Origin of the sequence: Paludibacter sp. 221 (assembly GCF_010501035.1) — a bacterium.
In the GTDB taxonomy this organism is placed as follows: Bacteria; Bacteroidota; Bacteroidia; order Bacteroidales; family Paludibacteraceae; genus QVMH01.
In genome coordinates this window covers 1-23244 of record NZ_QVMH01000054.1, presented here as the reverse complement: position 1 = coordinate 23244, position 23244 = coordinate 1, and the positions used below count along the sequence as shown (strand labels likewise).

Here is a 23244-nt window from a genome sequence, read left to right as displayed (position 1 = left end):
TTCCGACAGACTTTAGTTTTGTTCTGTCTTTTTCAATTTTCGTTTTTCATTTTTAATGCAACTGCGCAAGTAACTATCGGAGCTGACAAAGCACCCGAAACATTCTCGGCTTTAGAGGTAGTAAGTACTACAGGCGGTTTACGCTTGCCTCAGTTGACTACCGACCAGCGTAACAAATTATCGGTAAGTGGTGAGGATTTAGCCGAAGGACTTACTATTTACAACATTACTACTAAATGTACCGACACATGGAACGGTACTGCTTGGGTATCCGATTGTAGTGGTGGTAGCAACAATTTAGTTATTACTACCCAGCCCCGTGCTTTCAACTGGCGTGAAACTGCGACAGCAGGTAATCTGTCGGGTATTGGTGGCGAATCGGCTACTATCAGCGTAACGGCTACCGGAATAGCTCCTCTTGCTTACCAATGGTACGAAGTGACAGCTAATACCAATGCTGCTCCTGCTCCTATAACCGGTGAAACAGCAGCAACTTTTACTCCCGACTTATCAGCTTTGGGCATGCGCCGTTACTATTGCCAAGTTACTGATGCTAATGGCAACAGCATAAATAGCGACATAGCCGAAGTAGCAGTAGGCTGTGGTGCTAAAACAGTAGCAGGTGGTTGGAGCAAATTTATGTGTTATAATTTGGGAGCTACTGTTACAACTATTGCAGATCAGAAAACAACTTCAAGTGTTGTATATAGTTTCAGCAGTGGTACAACTCCCGAAAATATGAAGACTTCTGATGTTTACGGTGACTTGTACCAATGGGGGCGTGTTCGCGATGGTCACGAAAAGCGTACAAGCGGAACCAGTACTACTATTCTTACTACAGCAAATACTGGTGGTACAGCTACTAACGGTGAAAGTACTAATGCTACTACAAAAACATTTATTCTTGCTTCTGATTATCCGCACAACTGGACATCAGCTACAACCGCAGACTTGAACTGGCGTAACCAAAAAAACGCAACTTACGACCCATGTCCTGCCGGATGGCGTGTTCCCACTCAAAGTGAATGGGGAGATATCTTCCGTGGTGGTTCAGCCCCCGGTGCTTCGAGCACTGCTGTAGCTAATACTTGGACATGGCATGCAGCTGCTAATGGGACTGCCGGTTACGAAATCAAGCCTGACGGCGAAACTACTACGCTCTTTTTACCCGCCGCTGGTCTTCGTAGTTACAGTAGCGGTGAACTCTACTATGTAGGTACAGGCGGACGTTACTGGAGTGGTAGTCTTAGCAGTATATATTCGTTCCTCTTAAACTTCAGCAATGGTACCGTGTACCCAGCGACCAATAACGGTCGTGCGTACGGCTTAAGTGTACGGTGTATTGCAGAATTATAATGTTTGGATGTGTTTAAATGTCCAAAAGCCCCGATTTAATAAAAATACCCTCGCTACAATATGCTGTAACGAGGGTGTTTTGCTGTTTTTTAGACTTTTTTGGGACAGTTCCTTTTATTCTTGGTCTGTTTTAGTAAAGTCTTCTTATATCACTCCTTGAGCCATCATTGCTTTTGCTACCTTCATAAATCCGGCTATGTTAGCACCTTTTACATAATTAACGTAGCCATCGGCTTCGGTGCCATATTTTACACAAGACTCGTGAATAGCAGCCATAATATCTTTTAGTTTTTGGTCAACTTCTTCTTTTGACCAACTAAGTTTTATTGAGTTCTGAGTCATTTCCAAGCCTGATACAGAAACTCCACCGGCGTTTGCTGCCTTACCGGGAGCATACAGGATTTTGTTTTTCAGGAATACCTCTATAGCCTCAGGTGTCGAAGGCATGTTTGCTCCTTCCGAAACGGCCATACAGCCATTTTTAACCAGCGCAGCAGCGTCGTCGCCATTCAGTTCGTTCTGTGTAGCCGATGGTAATGCTATAGTGCATTTTTCGGCCCAAGGGCGTCCGCCTTCTACGTATTTGCAACCGTATTTATCAGCATATTCCTTAATACGTCCGCGGTATACGTTTTTCAGCTCGAATACATATTTCAGCTTTTCAGCGTCAATACCATCTGCATCGTAGATATAGCCGTTACTGTCTGACAATGTGATAACTTTGCCTCCAAGTTCCAATACTTTTTCGGCAGTGTAGGTAGCTACGTTTCCTGAGCCCGATATTGCAACTACCTGACCTTTCAGGTCGGTAATGCCTTTTCGTTTCAGCATATTCATCAGGAAATAGATATTGCCATATCCTGTGGCTTCGGGGCGGATAAGCGACCCGCCAAATTCGATACTTTTTCCGGTAAGGGTACCTGTGTTTTCGCGAGCCAGTTTTTTGTACATGCCATACATATAACCTACTTCGCGTCCGCCTACTCCTATATCGCCTGCAGGTACGTCGGTTTCAGGACCAATGTGTCTCCACAGCTCGATCATGAATGCCTGACAGAAACGCATGATTTCCGCGTTCGATTTTCCTTTAGGATTAAAGTCCGAACCTCCTTTACCTCCACCCATAGGCAGTGTGGTTAGTGAGTTTTTGAAAGTTTGTTCGAAAGCCAAGAATTTAAGTATAGAAAGATTTACGGATGCGTGGAAACGTAACCCGCCTTTATATGGGCCTATTGCATTATTATGTTGTACGCGGTATCCCATGTTTGTTTGTACGTTTCCTTTGTCGTCGACCCATGTGATACGGAAAGAAAAAATACGGTCGGGAATACAAATGCGTTCGATTAAGTTTTGTTTTTCAAATTCAGGGTGAGCGTTGTACACTTCTTCAATAGATTCTAATACCTCAGTTACTGCTTGATGATATTCCACCTCATTTGGAAATCTTCTTTTCAAATTGTCAAGAACTTGTTCAACTTTCATTGCTTATTGTTTTTTAGTTTAAAATTCAATTCGAGTGCAAATGTAATCATTTTATATGTAAAATCAATGATTGTTTTACAAAAATCTTGATTTTTTGATAAAAGTATTATGTTTTGATAATAAAAAAACTAAAAATGAAACTTAATTCTATTTTTATTCATTTTGATTAATGTTATGAAAAATGATAATAAGACGTCAAAAAGGAAAAATACAGCAGAAGACACCCAGACAAGATATTTGCACCCCGATAAAGCAACATTACGATGGGAGTATAACGGCTTTAAGTTCGCTTTACCCCTAAACTTTTTCGATATTTATAAAAAACAAGGATTGAATAACGAAACAAGAATCAAGTCAACAGATACGAGATTCTGAGTGTGCGATGGGCGTTTTATAATAGTATACAGGTGAATATTGATTTTTCGATTCTTAGTAACTGTTACTTACCATCTCGTAGAGACGGAAGTTTGGTAATAGCCTGCATTACATACCATCTGCGTGCCGTAGGTACGCTGCATGCGATACAGGTTTCGTACCTGCGGCACGAATAATACCCGTAGCAGGATACACTCTCTGTTACCAAACTTATGCTCTTACGGAGCTTGAAGTGCCACACGATACAATTGTGTGGCAGCAAAGGGGTTTGCAAACAAAGGAGGGTTTACGCCCTTACCGCACAACGGCTTCATGCCGCTTGTCGGATAGCTTGCCGCCTACTGCGGGAGCACTGCAAAAAGAAACGGACGAATCGGCGCAAGCCATAGACTTGCGCCAAGCAAAAGATAAATAAGGGAATAAGGTAGGGGAATAATTCTGTTACTGTTACTAAGATTAAATCCCCAAAATAAGGTTTATTACGCTGATAAATAAATATTTATAACAGCATACTTTTTAAAATACTACCGATATTTTTTATACTTACTGTCTTTTTAGATTACGGCACAGCAGTCGCTAATGTTCCGTCATTCAAAAAAGCAAAAAAAGCATTTTTGTACTCATAAACATATAATTCTTGCTCCTCTATAATTTCGGTTGAAATAAATTTTACATTACTATGGCAGATATCTTTAAATTCACGTAACGTAATCTTATCTTTATAATACAGAACGGAAACAATCTTAAAGTTATAACAACCATATTTTAGAGAAAATCTGTCAAGATACTCATTTTCAAAACCATCTGGAATATTGTATAGTGCTTCGCATTGTACATTTAACTCATTTTTAATCTGTTCTTCATCTTTACCCCAATATTCTTGAGCAAATAACTTCATTATTTTAAAATAATCTGGATTTTGTTCCATAAACTCTTTAGCAGAACTATTATAACCATCTGACGATTCAAATTTACATAAATAACCCTCTTTAAAATATAAATTATACTTGAAGTTATTGCATATCAACATAGTGTCTTTACTATTTATGTTATATGGTATTTTAAGAGCTTCAGCCAGAAACTCTATACTTAAATTTTTCCGCTCAATCCCTTCTTTCAAATCCTCTTCTCTGCTATATGTTGAATATACGTTAGAAAAATCAAAATTCGACAAATATACCTTCACTTCTTGTTCTCTAACATCCAATACATTATTCTCAGTAAATACACAGATAATATCAGTCGTTAAGTTCTTGAAACACACAAGTCTAATATCACTTTCTTTTTCGCTATTAGAATATGTATAATACATATTACTTTCATAACCAAGTGTTTTTAAAATATTATTGAGTGAGCCTTTCAATTCTTCTGTTTGTTTAATATATCCCTTGTCTGTTTTAATGAATATAGCTGCATTGATATTTGTTCCTACTAAAATCATCAATATTAATAAGTTACGTTTTTTCATACCAAAATTATTTAATTTTTTCATACCATTTATTTTAACACTGCTTTTTGACTGCTCATCAAACTTACCGATAAAACCATAGGGCTTTGAATGCAAATACGGCAAATGTATTTCAAATCTTCATTCACTTTATAAATCTTCTAGCCAAGATTAAGAAAAATTCAGAATGCTATAATTTTACTTTGATTATAACAGCTTGAATATCAGTGAATTATTATAATAATAGCCTAATAAGTACTTAGAAATATGTATACCTTTTGTAACATTTTAGAAACTGGGTGAAAAACGAGAAATCATTTAAGCTTGATTGGGTCAAAGCCCTGCCCCCACACTCCGCGCACAACGCTTTGGGATATAAAGGCATTTTCATCAATCGACTTTATCATGCGGAATATTGTAGCCGCTTCGCTTCGTTTGGCTAAAAGAACAATAACCTTAGAAGGCTCTTTGGAATACCAACCCATGCCGTCGAGTATGGTACACCCGCGATTTAGCTCTTTATTTATAGCATCTGCAATAATTTCATATTTCTTTGAGAAAATAAGAAATTGTACCGACTGCCGGAAGCCGTTTATAACAAGGTCTATCGTATAGGTCATTACTCCCATTACAATCAGCCCGTGTACAATCTTTATAAAATCGTGAAAGACAAAGTAGGAGCAACAAATGATGATGAAGTCGCAAAACATCATGCCTCGTCCGAATGCTATATTCTTATACTTGTTGATAATTGCAACAACGACATCGGTGCCTCCTGTACTTCCGTTTGCATTAAATACAAAGCCAATGCCTGCACCGCACATCATGCCGCCGATGAGGGCAGACATAAGTGGCTCATTTTCGACTATGGGTTTTGTTATGATTTTCTGCATTAAAGTAAGCAGAAACGTCAGCACCAGTACGCTGTATATTGTTTTTATCAGAAATTTGAAGCCCAAAACTTTCAATGCGACTATTAAAAGGATAGCATTAACAGCAAAATAGGTGTATTGTATCGGGATACTACCGCCTGTGGCATATTCTACTAAAAGTGAAATGCCGGTAAGGCCACCGGTGACAACGCCAACCGGGCGTATGAAGCCGATTAGCCCGACGGCATAAGCCAGCAGTCCTATCGTGATATTAAGATAATCTTTCCAATAAAAAATTTTCAGATATTGTTTTGGTTTCACAGTATGCTTGTTTTTTTTAGAAAACGACATTCACAATTTTACCGGGAACAACAATAATCTTTTTGATAGTTTTTCCATCCAGATACTTTGATGTTTGTTCGTCAGCTAAAGTAGCTTTTTCTACCTCTTCTTTGCTCATGTCGGCCGGAAGCTCCATTGTAAAACGTACTTTCCCGTTGAACGAGATTGGGTATTTCTTTGTAGCCTCTACTAAGTGTTTTTCGTCGTACTTCGGAAACTCTGCATTGCAAACACTTGTATTATATCCAAGAGCATGGTAAAGTTCTTCGCAGATATGCGGGGCAAACGAGGCTAATGTAACCACAAGTGGCTCAAGAATCTCACGTTTGCTGCATTTTAATGCAACTAATTCGTTTACACAAATCATAAAAGCGGAAACGGAAGTGTTGAATGAAAAATTTTCGATATCAAATCCTACTTTTTTAATTGTTTTATGTAGTGTTTTCAGTTCTTCGGCTGTTGCTTTATCATCGCTCACTATGAAGTTTCCTTCTCTGTCGTAAAACAATCCCCAAAGGCGTTTCAAGAAACGGTTGACACCGTCAATCCCGTTTGTATCCCATGGTTTTGATTGCTCCAACGGGCCTAAAAACATTTCGTACAGGCGCAATGTGTCTGCTCCGTAGTTTTCTACTATATCGTCAGGATTTACTACGTTGAACATCGATTTCGACATTTTCTCTACCGCCCAGCCACATATGTATTTCCCGTCTTCCAGAATGAACTCTGCATTGGCAAACTCAGGACGCCATGCTTTGAATTTATCCAAATCCAGTACATCATTGCTTACGATGTTGACATCTACGTGTAAGGGAGTTGTGTCGTATTGGTCTTTTAAGTTTAGCGAAACAAATTTATTTGTATTGGTAATTCGGTAAACAAAGTTGCTGCGCCCCTGAATCATTCCCTGATTTATCAGTTTTTTGAATGGCTCGTCTTCGCAGATGACTCCTAAGTCGAACAGAAATTTATTCCAAAAACGGCTGTAAATCAAGTGCCCTGTTGCATGCTCAGTTCCACCAATATACAAATCTACGTTTTTCCAATATTCGTTCACTTTTTTATCTACCAATGCTTTGTCGTTGTGCGGGTCCATGTAGCGCAAATAGTACGCCGACGACCCTGCGAAACCGGGCATTGTATTTAATTCCAACGGGAATATCGTTTTGTTATCAATTTTGCTTGTCTCAACTACTTTTTTATTTGTTTCGTCCCATGCCCAAACGGTAGCATTGCCTAATGGTGGCTCACCTGTTTCGGTAGGCAGAAATTTAGTCACCTCCGGCAGCTCCAATGGTAAAGATTCTGTTGGAAGCATATAGGGTATTCCGTCTTTGTAGTAGACGGGGAACGGCTCGCCCCAGTAGCGTTGACGGCTAAAGATGGCATCGCGCAGGCGGTAGTTCACTTTTATGCGTCCGATTCCTTTTTCTTCAACATATTCTTTTGCTTTTTTAATTGCCTCAGGGACGCTCAATCCATTCAAAAATCCGGAATTCATCATTACTCCTTCTTTTGCATCAAAACTTTCGTTGCTTATGTCGCAGCCTTCAATCAGCGGTATGATTGGCAGATTAAAATGTTTTGCAAAAGCATAGTCGCGGCTATCGTGTGCCGGAACAGCCATAATAGCTCCTGTGCCGTAACCTGCCAATACGTAATCGCTAATCCATACAGGAATTTCTTCGCCGCTTAAAGGGTTCGCTGCGTATGAACCGGTAAATACACCGGTAACTTTCTTGTCAGTCTGGCGTTCGCGCTCGGTGCGTTTTTTTGTAGCTTCCAGATATTTTGCAACCTCTTCGGCTTGCTCAGGTGTAGTTAGTTGGCAAACGTAGTCGCTTTCGGGTGCAAGCACCATGAAGGTGACGCCAAATACCGTATCGGCTCTTGTGGTAAAAATCTCCAATTCTAAATCGGAGTTTTTTACTTTGAATTTCATTTCGGCACCTTCGCTTCTTCCAATCCAGTTGCGTTGTGTCTCTTTTAGCGATTCTGTCCAGTCTATTCTGTCCAGCCCATCCAAAAGTCGCTGTGCATAGGCTGATACCCGTAAGCACCATTGGCGCATTTTGCGTTGTTCGACAGGAAATCCGCCACGCTCAGACAGGCCGTTGATTACTTCATCGTTTGCTAAAACAGTTCCCAGTTGAGGGCACCAGTTTACCATCGTATCGGCGAGGTAAGCCATACGGTAGTTCATCAGAATTTCCCGCCGTTCTTTTTCTGTTTTAGTATTCCATTCTTCAGCAGTAAATAGTAATTCTTCGGTACAAGCCACATTTAGCCCTTTGCTTCCTTGTTGTTCAAAGCATTCGATTAATTCTGTCATCGGACGGGCTTGTTTTTCATCATAACAATAATATGATTCAAACATTTTGATAAATGTCCATTGAGTCCATTTATAATAGCCGGGGTCGCTGGTACGGATTTCTCTGTCCCAATCAAAAGAGAATCCTATTTTATCCAATTGTTCCCTGTAGCGTTCAATATTTTTATCAGTTGTGATGGCGGGATGTTGCCCTGTTTGTATAGCATACTGCTCAGCAGGCAGTCCATACGCATCATAACCCATTGGGTGGAGTACATTAAATCCTTTCAACCGTTTGTAGCGGCTGTAAATATCGGATGCAATATAACCGAGCGGATGTCCTACGTGTAGCCCTGCCCCTGATGGATAAGGGAACATGTCTAATACGTAATACTTTTCTTTATTTTCTTTAATATCAGTTTTATAGGTGTTGTGCTTTTTCCAATAAGACTGCCACTTCTGTTCGATTTCTTTAAAGTTATATTCCATAACCGTTTTAAAATTAAGGATTTGTATTTTGTGTTTTGTATTTATTTTTCAGTAAGAGTGCAAAGGTAATCAATTTATAGTAAATGATATATTAATCACAAGTAAAACTTTTTTTGATTTTTTCTTCATTTTCTTTTGCGGAATAAAAAAAAACCTTATCTTTGCAACCGCAAAACACAAAGGTGCCATAGCTCAGTTGGTAGAGCAAAGGACTGAAAATCCTTGTGTCCCCGGTTCGATTCCTGGTGGCACCACTTTTAAAAGACTTCAAATTTGGTAAATCCCTGAAAATAAAACATTTCAGGGATTTTCTTTTTCCAAGAAATCCTCCATTTTTAGCAAAATTAGGCAGTTCCCTCGGGCTAAATCGTGGTCATTTTTTTGACCACTAAAAATTGACCACGAATGACACTATAAGTCACTGATTGTCTTATCGTTTAATGCTCTCTATTAGACATGGTTCAAGTATCTTTAAACCATTAATTTATAGAGTATGAGACAGACTTTTAATGTGCTTTTCTTTATCAGAAAGACAAAGTTGAAAAAATCAGGTGAAACACCAATCATGCTGCGCATCACTATTGAAGGGCAGTTAGTAGAGTTACAGCTTAAACGCGACGTAAAACCTAACCTTTGGAATCAACCTAAAGAGCGATGTATGGGTAAAGATGCCGCATCGTTAGAAATTAACCGTTATCTTGAATCGGTAAAACTTCGCTTATTTGAAATCCACCGAAAGATGGAAGAAGAAGGAAAACTAATCAATCCGATAGAAATAAAACGGAAGTTTCTTGGAATGGATGAAGAACACAAAATGTTCTTTCAGGTATTTCAGGAACATAACGACAAGTGTAGAGAGCTAATTGGTAAGGATTATGTCAAAGTTACTATCTCCCGCTTTGACACCTGCTTGAAATATTTCAAAGAAATGGTGCTGAATCAATATCGGGTGAAGGACATTCCGCTTAGAGAAGTCAACCATGCTTTGATACAAGATTATATCCATTTTCTAAAAGTTGAAAAGAATTTATCAGAGAATACACTGATTCGCTACATGAAAGTAATCAAAAAAATCACCAATATGGCACTGGCAAATGAATGGATGACAAAGAATCCATTTGTTAATATCAAATTCCACGAACAGGAAGTACATAAAGAGTTTCTGACTAAAGAAGAATTGGAAATACTTCGCACGAAAGAATTTGATATTCCCCGACTGGATTTGGTGCGGGATGTTTTTCTCTTCCAGTGCTGGACTGGGTTAGCGTTCATAGATGTATCAGAATTGAAAGAAGAACATATTGTTTCTGACAATGAAGGCAATTTGTGGATTCGTAAAAGCAGGCAGAAAACTAAAATCATGTGTAACATCCCGTTGCTTGATATTCCATTGCAGATATTGGAAAAGTACAAAGACCATCCGCTTTGTCAGAAGAAAGGTGTTTTACTTCCGGTAATGAGTAACCAAAAGGTAAATTCTTACCTCAAAGAGATCGCCGATTTCTGTGGGATTAAGAAGCAAATTTCGAGCCATTCTGGCCGACATACATTTTCGACCGTGGTTGCCCTCGCCAACAATGTATCGCTAGAAAACGTGGCGAAAATGCTTGGTCATACCAATACAAAAATGACACAGCGGTATGCGAAAGTGTTGGATCAAAGTATCCTTAGGGATATGCAAGGGGTAAGGGAAAACTTTGCGAAGTAAACAAACGAAAAAACGGCTGATTCATTCCTAAGAATGTTCAGCCGTTTTTTTTATCAACACAATTTTAAGCTATAAGTCTAACTTCATATTATAATTGTAATAGTGCTCCTGCTTAAACTGAACCTCTCCTTCATCCAACTTTTGGAACCCTAACCGGGAATAAAAAGTAACATTTTCAGGCAGTTGAGTTGTTAGTCCGACTATATGACTTTTACCCTTTGCCTGTCTCAATTCATCTAAAGAGTGTGTAATCATAAATGAGCCGATGCCAGTTCCCCGGTATTCTTCCTTTATGGCAACCATCGATAAATAATAATATTCATTTGTCCCCATAGCTTTGGTAAGAAGTTTTTTATTATAAGAATCCATTCCCAACATTTTATGCAAAGTTTGGAAACCAAATTTTGAAACAAATCGAGACAATCCTATCTGTAGGTAATCGCTAAACCTGGCTTTTGCTCCACCGGGAGGTAGCAAGCTAAATACACCTATTATTTTACCAGACTCCTTTTCTTTTACGACTTTTGTGACTGAAATTCTTCGGTTTATCAAAAATAAATTAGTTCTGAATAGCCAGAGTAACCCATCCCGTAATTTCTCTTTCTTCGTAAATATTAAGGCATAAGCAGGGTTCGATTCAAAAGCATCTGTTAATAGAGTGGATACTTTCTCATATTCACTTTTCTGCAGGTTTTCTATCTGAATATCAAAAGGGAGCATATTTTCTGTTTTATCGGACATTTGCAGTTCTGTTTATGACGCAAATTTAAGCAAAACCAACAATAGAATTAATACGCCGGACGAAATCGTTCTTCCAAAACCTTTTTAATATCAGATTCACGAAACAGAACCTTTCCCGGCAACTGGATAAATGGTAAAACGCCATTATTACGATAATCCTGTAGACAGCGGCGGCTTATTTTCAAGATAGAACAAAGCTCTTCACTTGTCAGGTAGCGCTCACCGTCAAATAATGGCTTATGCGTTTCCAAAATGTGTTCAATATAAGGCAGGGCATTATTCAATGCCTGTAATAGTTCTTTGCCATCTTGGTTGGTGTATAGTTGCATGAGATATTATTTTGAGTTGATTTTGCCCTGTTCCAATAAATATTTTACCTCAGATATGCGATAATAAACTTTCTTTCCAAGAGATGAGAATGAGAGTTTTCCACTTTCCCGAAGATACTGCAAACGACGAGGAGATAGATTTAAGATCTCTGCAAGTTCTTTGTTCTCTATCCATTCCTGTTCAATGAACAGTGCATTATCAGAGGGGTGTTTTGGAACTAATGAAGCTATCTGTTCCAGCTTCTTTTTGAAGGAATCAAAGGATTCTTTTTCTACACCTATAATATTCATATTTGTTTGAGTTACTTTGTTTTTCCAACAAATATATATAAGAGATAGAGAGGTTTTCGGAAATAGGTGTCAATGGCATTGCATGGAAGTAGATGGCTTTTTCTCATGACTATTTATAAAAACGGTATTTTTATTCTAAAGAAGAGAATGAAGATATACAGCGACTTCAGCAATTATGAATCTCTTCCATAATTCTCATACAGAATATATCTCAAACATCCGTTTTCAGATGTTGGATATTATGGAACTTGGTGAATTACCCGGAAAAAAAGAGATTGATACAATTCGTGACCAAGCTGGTGGCGAATTAGGAGACCACTCACCCCCTTCTGGCGTTGTCATATGTAAATATATGCTGAATGCGAACCCGTGCATGAAGCCTTATTCTACGTTCAGAAAACTATAAAAAATGATTGGAGCAGAGCTGTGCTGATGAACTCCATTGATTGCGAAAATACAGTTACTTGAAATAAATTACTACCTTTGCATCAGCTAAATAGAATTTATAACGGACTTGTCCGTTTATTAGATATAACATGATGTTCGCTGAATTCTGCCGCAAAAACTGGAAATTTACAAGGCAAGAGGAAAACAGCAATGTTCATGCTATACGTGTATCGTATAGCGTGGGATTGCTTCCGTTTCCTCTTGGGTATTCCAGTACCTTGCGGTGGGACGGTCGTAGGTTCCACGCTTCTTTTTTGCGTGTTATTGACATCAAAAAGTAGAATTAATAATACGTAAAAATAGAAAACATGAAAAAGATTATCCTCTACATCGCTGCGTCTATTGACGGACGAATTGCCGAACCGGACGGTGATATCGAGTGGCTTTCGGAATTTCCCATTACAGAAAAAATGAATTATGGTTATAAAGAATTTATGGCTTCTATTGACACTATCATCATGGGTGGTCGCTCTTGGCGTGAATTATCAAATATGGATGCAATGGGTGCGTATGACGACAAGGCAGTTTATGTAGTTTCCCGCAATGATTGGAGTGAAAAAGGAAATATTAAATTCATTACAGAAAATGTGATTGAACGCATTCTCGATCTGCGTAATCAGCCAGGAAAAGATATTTGGTTGTTTGGCGGAGGTGAGTTGATTTCAATGCTTCTTGCCGCCGATTTGGTAGATGAAATGCAGATTGCCTATATTCCAATTATTCTTGGTCAGGGAATTCCCTTATTCCCTGACAATCCGAAAGAATCCCGATGGGAGTTGCGGCATAGTATGTGTTACGGAAATGGAGTTGTAAAAATATCCTATATCAAACTGAAAGATTAACGCCTGTCAAAAGCCTCAATATGAATATATAATTTACTTAATATTTCTAGTAAATCATTCTTAGGAGTTTGTAGCCTTCTGACAGCTAATATACTAATTCCTATGCTGAAAGATATCTATAGATATAAATATCAAGGTAAGAATGACAGACACAATATGTAATGACTACCATGTGTCATGTACTATAAGGGCTAATTCAGAGAAGATGTTATTGAGAGATTCTATAATAATCAAGAGGCTACCCTGTTGGGACAGCCTCTTGATTATTATCAAAATAGAACCTACATGATTTCTTAAATATACACTCCTTGAAATCGTCATTTTGATTTAAGGGGCTTTATTTCCTAACAGAACCTTTATTTATTTTATCTGTATTTATTTCATATGCTAAACGACTCTAAATAATTAACATATTCATCTACACTACTTTCAATATCTTCAACTGATGGATTTTGTTCTATTCCATAAAATGCATAGAAGAATTGGTAATCTGCTTTCACATACTGGAATATGATTTCGAATGGTTTTGTTAATTCTTTTAAAGTATACCGATATTTACCAGTAGATGAATAATCTTCTTCGTCAATTCCCGCTGATATAGCCAGAGCAATTTTTTTACCACCCACTTTGTATCCACTTCTACTACCATATGCCCAACCATAAGTCAATACTTCATCAAACCACTTTTTAAGCAAAGGAGGTGAACTAAACCAGTATAAAGGGAATTGGAATACAATATTATCGAAAGATTCTATTAATTGTTGTTCTTTTTCTACATCAATTTTTTCATCAGGATAAGTTTTGTATAAATCATGAACCTGATATTTATCAGGATACTTATTTAACTCTTCTATCCACCGTTTGTTTACAACAGATTCTCTCAAATTTGGATGAGTAACAATGATTAAAGTTTTCATTAGAATTTATTTTTTTATTTGCTGCAAATATAGCTCAATTCATGCCATTTCGTATATTTGCAACTAAATGTAGGGTACTATAAAAAATGTAAGTATTAGAAACAATAATTACAAAATGAGTAAGATCAAGGAAACATCGACAAATTTTGAGAATAAAACAAACTTAAAAAATGAATGTACAAGCGTTTATGGTGCAAGTTTAATAAGTGGTCAATGGACTTTGTCGATATGTTGTTATCTACAAAATGGAAAACTCAGATTTGGTGAATTACGCAAGTGTTTACCCGGAATAACTGAGCGAATGTTAACTTTGCAGCTACGAAAGATGGAGCAAAATAAGTTAGTAACTCGTACTGTTTATGCAGAAGTTCCTCCGCGCGTAGAATATGAACTTACTAAGATAGGAGCAGAACTAATCCCCATTTTGTCAATGCTCGAAAAATGGGGTGAAAAGCATAAAGAATTTATAGTAGAAAAAGTTAAACTTTAAATGTATTGATACTATTAAGGAATATGAAAGCAATAAACTCCTGAAGTTTACATTTATATCTGTTTAGATAGTAATTAATCCCATGAGTAAGGCTGTTTTTACAGCTTCTGCGCTATTCGAAACTTTTAATTTTCTTATCAGATTTTGTCTATGTCTGTATACAGTATAAGGAGAAATGTATAGCTCAGATGCTATTTCCTTACTTCCTTTTCCTACTGCAATTTCTCTTAGAATTTCTATTTCTCGCTCACTTAATATCATTTTGTCACAGTGAATATATTCAGCTGCTGGCAGTATTTCACCATTTTCGTTATTTACGATTTTACCTTCAATCCCTTTTCGTGGATTTTGTTCCAGACAAGGCGAATAAGTACAGAGTGCTAACCAGATAATACCATTTGACAAACTTGTAAGAAAATACGTCCGATGGGTAATATATTTATAAATTCCGTCTGCATTTCTAGTTCTGATATAGCTGTGAGTGCTGTATTTGTATCTATCTTCTGGCGATAAAGTCTTTAAGAAGTGAAAGTAACGTAGTTCTAATACATGCCGTTCTAACAAATCATCAGAATGAATTTTGTTAAAAATATCATCCTCAAAAGCAGAGTTTATATAAGTGCTACCCGATTTCATTCCAAAAACGGAACCAAATGCACCAGCAAAGATATAGCTGTAATTATCCTGATAATTTGTAAGTACAGCAACGCTCTGCTCAACCTTAACGTATGATTGTGCTGTTTGTTTATAGTGGTCAATGATAGTTTCTTTTTGAAACGAATCTATAGAGACCTGCTCGATCAAAGCGTCGTTAACCTCTTTTTGAATTGCTTCTATAGTCATACCACAATATAATTGGTTAATTTTGAGTATTGCATCAGATACAAAGTACACCTATCTTTGCATCACAAAGTTACCAATAATATTCAATCTTATAAAATTGTTCAAAATGAAAAAAAAAGTTTTTTTAATTTTTATGGTTATGTCTGGAATACTTTTCTGCAATTGTACGAATAAGGATACCTCAAAACAATTAGAGTCAGGAAATTTGCCACTTAGCTCTTCTACACAAGTTAATGGGAAAGTGAGTGGAACTCCATGTGATTTAACAGTTGGGAATATCCGCTTTACAAAATCAATAAATGATGCAGCATCTTCAATTAAAGTACAAAAGGACGGGAAAGTTGTTTTTACTGCAAAAGAGAAGACTGATTATTTTAGTGACCCAAATGGCAAGTTGTCGAATACAAGTGCTCCTATACTATTAACCGATGTTGACAACACTAAACCTTTTACTTTCACAGCAAAAGTAACTCCTGGCTTTAATGAGCAGGATGTTTATAATGCGGGCGTGCTATATGTCTATGCAAATGATAGCTTTTTTCAAAAACACTGTTTTGAACAAGATGAAAGAGGTAAGCATAGAATAGTTACAGTTCAAACTGTAGGTACATCAGACGACAGTAATCACGATATAGTAGAACTACCCTACGCCTACATGAAGATATCATCTGACACTCGCACTATAGCATCATATTACTCTCTTGATAACATAAATTGGCAAATGGTTCGTTTATATGAAAATAATTATCCTGATGAAATATGGCTTGGAATCAGTTCTCAATGTCCAATGGGCGAAGGAAATGAAAGTGTGTTTGAGGACATTCATTTAGAAGAAAAAAGTGTATCAGATTTTAGGATGGGTATCTAATCAAGCGTTTCTATTTAGAAGAGGTATTAGTTTATATATAATTACATTAGTGTCCCATTAAAAATGGAAATTACCTCTTCAAGCGATTGAAATATAGTTTATTACGTTAAAATTTGGATTAAACGGACTCCAATTTTCATCTCTTCAATAAAACTGTTTTTCAATATAGAAAAGGGCGATGCAGCTCTTGTGAGCTATGTTTATTTAATTAAACTTTAATCGTTTTATTTTAATGGGACACTACTGATATAATTAAGTTCTCAACACAAAAAACATCTCCAACTAACTGGAAAATGTGAGGTAGGATCTTTCCTCACATTTTTTTACAATGCTAAATTTTCTTCTCAAATTTAATCCATTCATTTATAGAAAAATTAATGGAATTATTTCTATGACAAGTTACTATATGGCCATATGCATTCAACTTATATCCTAAATGTGTAGTAATAGCATTTATATTGTCAGACATAAGATTGTTGTAAAAAATAAATGAATTTTATCACTATTGCGGACAGCTATTATAATCCTTTATTAAACATGAAAAAATGAACTTACCTGAAGTACTGCTTTCTGAGTTTTTATACGATATGGATAGTCTTGGGCCTGAATGTCTATCTTTGACAAAGACTATTATAAAGGAGCTATCGTATTTACCTCAAATCGAAAGAATTGCAGACATTAGTTGTGGCTATGGAAACCTAAGTATAGCATTATATGAGCTGACGAATGCAGATATAATAGCAATTGATCATAGAAGTGAGCTTATTGAAATATTTCAGAACGAATTGAAATTTAACAAATTAAATAATCATATTATTGCAAAATACAGCAAATTAGATAAACTGCCTTTTAATGAAGAGGAGCTTGACATTTTGTGGTCAAGTGATCTGCCTTCTGAATTTACATTTAAAAGAGTGTTAAGTAATTGGTCTCAATTCATAAAGAGAAATGGATATATTGTTATATGCGCTTACTGTTGGAATTCACCTTACAAACCAAAGGAGGTTTCTGATTTTTTCCTTAGCTGTGGTATAGAAATAGATCACATCTCTAATCGGATAGAAGAAATGGAAAATAAGGGATTTGCTCCTGTTTCTCACTTTATTGTACCCGATACCAGTTGGTGGATTTTTTTCTATTCGATAGATGTGCAAAAGGAAAATTTATCAAAAAAATATGCAAATAACAAAGATGTTCAATCGTTTTTAAGAAGCATAAATTTAGCTGTAAATCTATTCGAGAAATATAGAGATTATTATAGCTATGCCTATTTTGTAGGAAGAAAACTTCCCGCTAATAAAATATAGAAAAAATAAGATTGTTATCATATATGAATATTACAAAAGACATAAAAAAAGCCAAGATTGCAAATCAATGGTTTTTCTTTATTTGTGGATTAGGCCTCTCGTGCTGGGCACCTTTAGTGCCTTTTGCAAAAGAACGTTTAGACCTTACTGATAGTGATTTAGGTTTATTACTCTTGCTACTTGGCGGAGGTGGTATGTTAATGATGCCACTTTCGGGGGTGTTGACTTCGAAATTTGGTAGTCGGAAGATTATGTTATTCGGTAGTATTATTATAGCTTTAACTATTCCTATACTCGCAATATCATCCTCTATTTTCATAATGTCACTAACTTTATTCCTTTTCGGTGGAGGAATTGGGATGGTAGACGTTTCAATGAATACACATGGTGTAATAATAGAAAAACATTATCAAAAACCTATATTTTCTTTTTTGCATGGTTTATTTAGTGTTGGGGCATTAGTTGGAGCGCTGTGTGTATCTTTTTTTATAAAATGGGGATTAACCCCATTTTATGCAACTCTCATTCTTTCAACTTTCATATTAATTATATTATACAATCAACAAAGAAATTTACTTTCTCTGGATTTTGAGAAGAATGAGAACGGAAATTCCATGATTAAGGAAGAAAAAGAAGAAGTGAGAACAAATGCATGGCTTAGTGGAAAAGTCTTACTATTAGGTTTTTTTTGTTTTTCTTTTTTTTTAGTTGAAGGAGCAATGTTAGACTGGAGTGCTATCTTTTTAAATGATGTAAAAAGGATTCCTATTGAGCTTGCAGGAATGGGATATGCTGCATTTTCAGTTGCTATGGCTGGAATGCGACTTATTGGAGGACAAGTTATTGCCAAAATCAGTAGTCATCAGGTTATTGTTGGAGGAGGAATAGTTGCTATTATAGGTTTGTTGCTCATTATTTTTTCTAATGCTACATTTTTAATCTTAGGAGGTTTTGCTTTTGTAGGAATTGGTGTAGCCAATTCTGTGCCTGTGTTATTTAGTGAAGGAGGTAAGATAGAAAAAATGAAAATATCATTGGTACTATCTGTTATTACTACTCTTGGATACTCTGGACAACTTGCTGGACCTGTATTATTAGGTTTTATTGCACAACACTCTTCACTATCTGTTGCTTTCTTATTCCTTATAATTATGCTGTTTGTCGTACTTTTAATCTACATTTCTAAACTAATCATTCTAAACTTTAGGATTCAAAAGTGAAAACGATAAAGAGTAGTGATAGTAGTTGTATCTTGAGAAACTGTGTAGATTAGGGTTAAGATTCTACAAATTGCAGATGCCTATTGGGGAGTAAAAAAAACAATCATGCTTCAATTTTGTTCTTGTTTAAAAAAAGAAATAGATGCTGAAATTGAAAAAATAGAAAACTCGGAGATCAGCTCAATGACGAAATCATTAGAAGCATCCCGTTTACTCAGGGATGCTTACAATGAATTAAAATCATTCATTTCGTCATATACATTTCAGAGCGAGGAGGAAGAAATTCTATTTTTTAAGGAAATTAAGCCAAGACTGTGCTTTCGGTTAATCTATTACCGCAAATTATATAATATTGAAATGGATCGACCTACAGGAACAGAGAAACAACGCGAATATCTAAACGACTTATTGAATAGTATAAATAAATATAACGGGAAGCGACTTGATTTTATCCGTTATTATCGTTCAGGGTCTTCTTGTTTTGACTCTCTATATTTTTTACGGGGACAAGCTGATACGGAGCAGTATATGGAAACCTTTTCTCATGAATTTGATCCGAGTTTTTCAACAAATTGCGATTTCAAAGTAGCGAAGATTTTAGCGAATGATATGCTTTCTGATTATCTAATGAGGGAAATAGAAGCATTAAGCGACAATAACAATCTCATAATGGGCTCATTCGGTTTTCCTGCCACTAAATTAACATGGAAAGGAACGAAAGCTGAATTTCAGGAACAAATTTTATCATGGGATAATGCGGCTACATTCGGAGACGTACCATTCACGCAACTTCATCACTATATGCAAAATGTATTTAATATTCAAGTCGATAGCAATCTTTCACGAGTTTTAGACGATTTGAAAACCAGAAATACTCCTACACCCTTTATGGATAAACTAAAAAATGCTTTGCTACGGCGTATGGGCAGGAAGTAAACCGGGGTCGGTATTATCCGATATATACACCTCAAACACCCGATTTTGATACTAATACAGATCAAAATCGGGTGTTTTAACTTATTATTAACTTATATCATATAAATACCGGCCTTTTCTTGTTTTTCTTTTCTTGTTTTTTGCGAAAAGTTCTCTCTGTAAACCGTTATAAATAGCCATTCTGCAAAAAATATCAAAAAAAGTCATACCGGCCTCGTTATCAAGCATCCAAAAATCTCTGAACTTTGCTTCGTCAATGCATTGATAAAACAGTAAAAATAGTATTAATTTCAAAACGAAGTAAATCATGTATATTAATAATGAGGATTTTGAAAAATGGATGGCAAAGCTGTCCAAGAAGTTAAGTGAAATCGGACAAGATATAAAATCCCTGATTAACACAAGCGAAGTATTCAGCGAAGAGGAGAAACTACTCGACAATCAGGACTTAGCTTTCCTTTTGAAAGTTTCATTCCGTACACTTCAACGCTATCGCACAAGTGGCAAACTCCCCTATTTTATGATAGCACACAAAACGTACTACCGGACTGTTGACGTTCGTAACTTTGTTCGTGAACACATGGATTCCCAAACATGGCAAGAGTTTGAGAAACAGGCGGATTCCAGCAAAAGTACCTAAGTTCCACACAGAACTCTCTCTAACAAATGTTTTTCTTTTCGAACGTCCCCTCACCAACCCCTTGGGGGACTTTGAAAAGGAAAATATTTCATTTTATCACATTAGATAAAGATTATATATTATCTAATTGTGCATAAGAGAGATCATTTAAACCTTCAATAAACCTAGACATTCTGTAAATAACTTCTTCAATATTATCTAAAGATATATCTCTTGGTTCTGGAATACTTAAAGTGATTTTACCATTTATATTATTAACACCTTGATATGGATATCTAAAGCTAAATGAACTGTTATCAATTTCGTTTAGTTCATTTATCAACTCACTGAATATCTTATATTCTCTATCTTCAATATTTTCATTTTCAAGTTCGCTAATATATGCTTTTACGTCATTCCATAAGTTTAATAATGAATGCCCTCTCTCATACCCTACTTCATTTGGGGATATTTCATTATTAGACAGTCTAAAATTTCTTAAAGTATGTTTCATGATTAATTCCAAATAATGTCTGAATAGAAACATAATAGGGTATATATGAGAATCTTTCTCTAAGTTTCCTTTTTCATTCTGCAATTGTTTCAGAGAATTGAATACGAGATTTTTATAACCTTCAATAATAAGAAAATCACTTCGTTTCCCAAACCTGTTAATAATTAGTAAGTCGTTGTAATCAGAAGGGTCTTTAAAGAGTTTATCTCCTTCTTCTAATGGTTTAAAATTAGACATATCAACAGATGAAAATAATTCAAAAATATCATCATCTTTCTTTTTGTCTGTAATTGTGCACTTATTTTTCTTTAACGGACAACAATCACGTTTACGACATTTTTTAAGCAAATCAAATAGCTTTGTTAATTTAATTCCTTTCTTTTTGTCACTTCTGTTTCTATTTTTCTTGTGCTGTTTATGAGGAGCATGCCAAATCATATATTTCTGAATTAAAGATTCTTAAATTCTATTTTAGATACGCAAAGTTACTAATTTTAATTATATCTGCCTTCCTGGTTTTCGTCTTTTCGCTTTCCGTTGTCGTTGCTTTTCTTCATATTCTTTCTCTTTAGCAAAAGCGATGTCTTCATAATTATCACCCTGCGGCTCTATATCGAAGATACCAAATAAACTTGAAGCAGCATCCGTGACACCAGACATATTTAGTGATGGCGAAGATGACTTTTCCGGTTGGAGTTTGTTACTGGTTTGTTGTTCTGATCTCTCTTCTTTCACCGGAATATCATTAAATAAATTCTGAAACAAATTGGCAGAAAACTCTTTCCCTAAGCGCGAACCGTTGAGAATAGCCTGATTCTGATAGTCGATAAATGTAACTCCATAAATACGTCCTTGTTCGTTTTGCCGGAAAATAGCACCGATATTTTTTTCTTTCAACAGGGTCTTGAAGTTATCCATATTATTGGCATCTTTCATCGCTTTGGCAATTATCGAACGAAGGTTTTCCCTTACCTTATTTTTCTCGACAGCTGATTTGGAGTGTTCAAAATGTTTTTGCATTGCATCATAGCCGATCGATTTGCCAAACTTGGAGGATTTAACCGGCACACCGATTTTATCTCCTTTGTCATCTATTACGGAATAAATCAATCCATGATAAGGCTTGCCTTTATATTCGCCTTTTACTTCTTCCACCGTAACATTGAACTGCTCCAATAATGTCCGGTATTCCCCAAATGACTGAAAATAGAAATGACTCATTACTGATTTAGTGATATTACCCATCTGATGTTTTATATCTCCGGCTTTGTAGTCTATTTTTTTTGTTGGTGCTTCGCTTTCCCGTTTTCCTTTCTTCAACGGGATAAGGTTGAATTCTTGTTCCAATTCCTTACAGATTTTCATCGAACGGGCGACTTCGTAGCTGTCGTTTATCTTCTTGCCAGTTTCATCAACCCTCAATGATACAATATGTGCGTGCGTCCGGTCTATGTCCGAATGTTTGAATACAATGTAAGGTTGATTTCCGTAGCCGAGTTTCTCCATGTATTGCTGCGCAATTTCCGACAGGCGTTCATCCGATAGCTTATCTTTCGGATCAGGATTAAGCGAAGCATGAAATACGACCTTTTCAGTTCTATTGTTCATCGCCAGATAAGGATAAAACGAATCCATACAATCATGGATGGAGAATTTTCCGTCAGGAGAGTTAAACATCTTCTGGCTGTATAATACATCTGCCTGATTGTCGTCCACCTTGATTTTATTATAGGCTAATACTCCAAATACTGATTTACCCGAACTTATTTTGGCAAGCATCTTTCTCTGATTTGAGTGTATAAATCTTCTATCCGGCTTTTCAACAGAATAAAATCCAGTGTTGGTTTCTCGATAATTTTCATCATTGAATGTATTTTTTCTTCTCCTAAATTCCGAATCAAGACTTGAAAGGCTTGGTTATAATTGGTCTTTATCGCCCGAAACTGTACGAAGAATTGGGATAACAACATTATAAAATCGATCGCCGGTTTATCTATCGAAACGATTTTTATCGGATTATTCAGTACACAATCTGCAATAAACCGGGACTTACTTTTATGTCCCGATTTAGAAAACAAGGATAGAAACCGTTCGTTATCCTTGTTATTCAGGCGTATCATATGGCGGTAAGTCTGCTTATCCGCTTTAGGTTTACGCCCTCTTTTCTTTTTGAGTCGTCCGGCTCCATTATTAACATGTTCCATGTTCATTAAATATTGAGTTTATTCTTTAAAAGGTTCGACTTGGGAGAACCGCCCCCAAACTTTAGGTTTGGGCAAGAAATGTTTTTGGAGGAAAGAAAATGGAATTTTCTGCTGACAAAAACACTTCTTGCTATTGTCTGACGACAATAAAATCCGCCGGCATTGGCGGACGTTCACAGGAACCGGAACGGTTACTCATTTATTGGGTCGGGTAGGTCAGCACCCTTGCGGGTGCTTTCCCCCCTAAGAACCGTGCGTGAAAGTTTCCCCTCACACGGCTCAAGCAAACAATAT

Annotated in this window: 23 protein-coding genes and 1 tRNA gene; 12 read left to right on the top strand and 12 right to left on the bottom strand. The window is 36.4% G+C overall.

Features of this window, described 5'->3' with window-relative positions:
• Positions 1–1356 (top strand): fibrobacter succinogenes major paralogous domain-containing protein (locus D0T49_RS11160; RefSeq protein WP_239057062.1); only part of this gene is annotated, 1356 nt, incomplete at its 5' end.
• A gap of 144 nt (positions 1357–1500) precedes the next feature.
• Here the strand turns inward: D0T49_RS11160 and D0T49_RS11155 are convergent.
• Positions 1501–2838 (bottom strand): NADP-specific glutamate dehydrogenase, encoded by a 1338-nt coding sequence (locus tag D0T49_RS11155; protein ID WP_163631410.1) that lies wholly within the window; start codon positions 2836–2838, stop codon positions 1501–1503.
• 407 nt (positions 2839–3245) lie between these two features.
• Here D0T49_RS11155 and D0T49_RS11150 point away from each other — a divergent pair, with 407 nt between their 5' ends.
• A complete protein-coding gene (locus D0T49_RS11150; RefSeq protein WP_163631408.1) occupies positions 3246–3389 on the top strand; it encodes a hypothetical protein in 144 nt (47 codons plus the stop codon).
• Positions 3390–3481: 92 nt separating this feature from the next.
• On the top strand, positions 3482–3628 hold the full coding sequence (locus D0T49_RS11145) for a hypothetical protein (protein ID WP_163631406.1): 147 nt from the start codon (positions 3482–3484) through the stop codon (positions 3626–3628).
• A gap of 144 nt (positions 3629–3772) precedes the next feature.
• Here D0T49_RS11145 and D0T49_RS11140 read toward each other — a convergent pair whose 3' ends face one another.
• The 3 genes from D0T49_RS11140 to leuS all read right to left on the bottom strand — a co-directional run bounded on the left by D0T49_RS11140 (position 3773) and on the right by leuS (position 8674).
• On the bottom strand, positions 3773–4705 hold the full coding sequence (locus tag D0T49_RS11140) for a hypothetical protein (protein ID WP_163631404.1): 933 nt from the start codon (positions 4703–4705) through the stop codon (positions 3773–3775).
• A 269-nt stretch (positions 4706–4974) separates the two neighbouring features.
• The gene (locus D0T49_RS11135; RefSeq protein WP_370519672.1) at positions 4975–5853 is read right to left on the bottom strand and encodes a YitT family protein; all 879 of its coding nucleotides are present in this window, start codon (positions 5851–5853) and stop codon (positions 4975–4977) included.
• A 16-nt stretch (positions 5854–5869) separates the two neighbouring features.
• Complete coding sequence (gene leuS / locus D0T49_RS11130; RefSeq protein ID WP_163631400.1) at positions 5870–8674, bottom strand: leucine--tRNA ligase; 2805 nt, start codon at positions 8672–8674, stop codon at positions 5870–5872.
• A 181-nt stretch (positions 8675–8855) separates the two neighbouring features.
• On the opposite strand from leuS, the gene D0T49_RS11125 reads away from it, so the two are divergent.
• Together D0T49_RS11125 and D0T49_RS11120 are read left to right on the top strand one after the other, a co-directional pair.
• A tRNA-Phe gene (locus D0T49_RS11125) sits at positions 8856–8928 on the top strand.
• 239 nt (positions 8929–9167) lie between these two features.
• A complete protein-coding gene (locus D0T49_RS11120; protein ID WP_163631398.1) occupies positions 9168–10382 on the top strand; it encodes a site-specific integrase in 1215 nt (404 codons plus the stop codon).
• A gap of 69 nt (positions 10383–10451) precedes the next feature.
• Here the strand turns inward: D0T49_RS11120 and D0T49_RS11115 are convergent, their stop codons facing one another.
• The 3 genes from D0T49_RS11115 to D0T49_RS11105 are packed head-to-tail and all read right to left on the bottom strand — an operon-like array spanning position 10452 to position 11743.
• The gene (locus D0T49_RS11115; RefSeq protein WP_239057061.1) at positions 10452–11123 is read right to left on the bottom strand and encodes a GNAT family N-acetyltransferase; all 672 of its coding nucleotides are present in this window, start codon (positions 11121–11123) and stop codon (positions 10452–10454) included.
• 47 nt (positions 11124–11170) lie between these two features.
• Positions 11171–11452, bottom strand: coding sequence for a helix-turn-helix domain-containing protein (locus tag D0T49_RS11110; protein WP_163631396.1), 282 nt, complete (start codon positions 11450–11452; stop codon positions 11171–11173).
• 6 nt (positions 11453–11458) lie between these two features.
• Complete coding sequence (locus tag D0T49_RS11105) at positions 11459–11743, bottom strand: helix-turn-helix domain-containing protein (RefSeq protein WP_163631394.1); 285 nt, start codon at positions 11741–11743, stop codon at positions 11459–11461.
• 755 nt (positions 11744–12498) lie between these two features.
• Between D0T49_RS11105 and D0T49_RS11100 the strand changes: the two genes are divergently transcribed.
• Entirely contained in the window at positions 12499–13032 is a 534-nt protein-coding gene (locus D0T49_RS11100) for a dihydrofolate reductase family protein (protein ID WP_163631392.1), read from the top strand.
• Positions 13033–13412: 380 nt separating this feature from the next.
• Here the strand turns inward: D0T49_RS11100 and D0T49_RS11095 are convergent, their stop codons facing one another.
• On the bottom strand, positions 13413–13949 hold the full coding sequence (locus tag D0T49_RS11095) for an NAD(P)H-dependent oxidoreductase (protein ID WP_163631390.1): 537 nt from the start codon (positions 13947–13949) through the stop codon (positions 13413–13415).
• A gap of 115 nt (positions 13950–14064) precedes the next feature.
• Between D0T49_RS11095 and D0T49_RS11090 the strand changes: the two genes are divergently transcribed.
• The gene (locus D0T49_RS11090; protein WP_163631388.1) at positions 14065–14439 is read left to right on the top strand and encodes a helix-turn-helix domain-containing protein; all 375 of its coding nucleotides are present in this window, start codon (positions 14065–14067) and stop codon (positions 14437–14439) included.
• A gap of 63 nt (positions 14440–14502) precedes the next feature.
• On the opposite strand, the gene D0T49_RS11085 is transcribed toward D0T49_RS11090, so the two are convergent.
• A complete protein-coding gene (locus D0T49_RS11085; protein WP_163631386.1) occupies positions 14503–15282 on the bottom strand; it encodes a response regulator transcription factor in 780 nt (259 codons plus the stop codon).
• A gap of 106 nt (positions 15283–15388) precedes the next feature.
• Here D0T49_RS11085 and D0T49_RS11080 point away from each other — a divergent pair, with 106 nt between their 5' ends.
• From D0T49_RS11080 to D0T49_RS11060, 5 genes are all read left to right on the top strand, one after another.
• A complete protein-coding gene (locus D0T49_RS11080) occupies positions 15389–16150 on the top strand; it encodes a DUF1349 domain-containing protein (protein WP_239057060.1) in 762 nt (253 codons plus the stop codon).
• A 545-nt stretch (positions 16151–16695) separates the two neighbouring features.
• Positions 16696–17457 (top strand): class I SAM-dependent methyltransferase, encoded by a 762-nt coding sequence (locus tag D0T49_RS11075; RefSeq protein WP_163631384.1) that lies wholly within the window; start codon positions 16696–16698, stop codon positions 17455–17457.
• A 23-nt stretch (positions 17458–17480) separates the two neighbouring features.
• Positions 17481–18677 carry an MFS transporter gene (locus D0T49_RS11070; RefSeq protein ID WP_163631382.1) on the top strand — a complete coding sequence of 399 codons (1197 nt, stop codon included), beginning with the start codon at positions 17481–17483 and terminating at the stop codon, positions 18675–18677.
• 105 nt (positions 18678–18782) lie between these two features.
• Entirely contained in the window at positions 18783–19613 is an 831-nt protein-coding gene (locus tag D0T49_RS11065) for an RteC domain-containing protein (RefSeq protein WP_163631380.1), read from the top strand.
• A gap of 307 nt (positions 19614–19920) precedes the next feature.
• Complete coding sequence (locus tag D0T49_RS11060) at positions 19921–20253, top strand: helix-turn-helix domain-containing protein (RefSeq protein ID WP_163631378.1); 333 nt, start codon at positions 19921–19923, stop codon at positions 20251–20253.
• 112 nt (positions 20254–20365) lie between these two features.
• Here the strand turns inward: D0T49_RS11060 and D0T49_RS11055 are convergent, their stop codons facing one another.
• From D0T49_RS11055 to D0T49_RS11045, 3 genes are read right to left on the bottom strand one after another with little or no spacing between them, the layout of a single operon-like run.
• Positions 20366–21184: a hypothetical protein gene (locus D0T49_RS11055; RefSeq protein ID WP_163631376.1), complete on the bottom strand. Its 819-nt coding sequence runs from the start codon at positions 21182–21184 to the stop codon at positions 20366–20368.
• A gap of 60 nt (positions 21185–21244) precedes the next feature.
• Positions 21245–22525: a conjugal transfer protein MobB gene (gene mobB, locus D0T49_RS11050; protein ID WP_163631374.1), complete on the bottom strand. Its 1281-nt coding sequence runs from the start codon at positions 22523–22525 to the stop codon at positions 21245–21247.
• The gene (locus tag D0T49_RS11045) at positions 22510–22950 is read right to left on the bottom strand and encodes a hypothetical protein (RefSeq protein ID WP_163631372.1); all 441 of its coding nucleotides are present in this window, start codon (positions 22948–22950) and stop codon (positions 22510–22512) included. Before D0T49_RS11045 ends, mobB begins: the two co-directional genes overlap by 16 nt.
• Between the last annotated feature and the right edge of the window lie 294 nt (positions 22951–23244).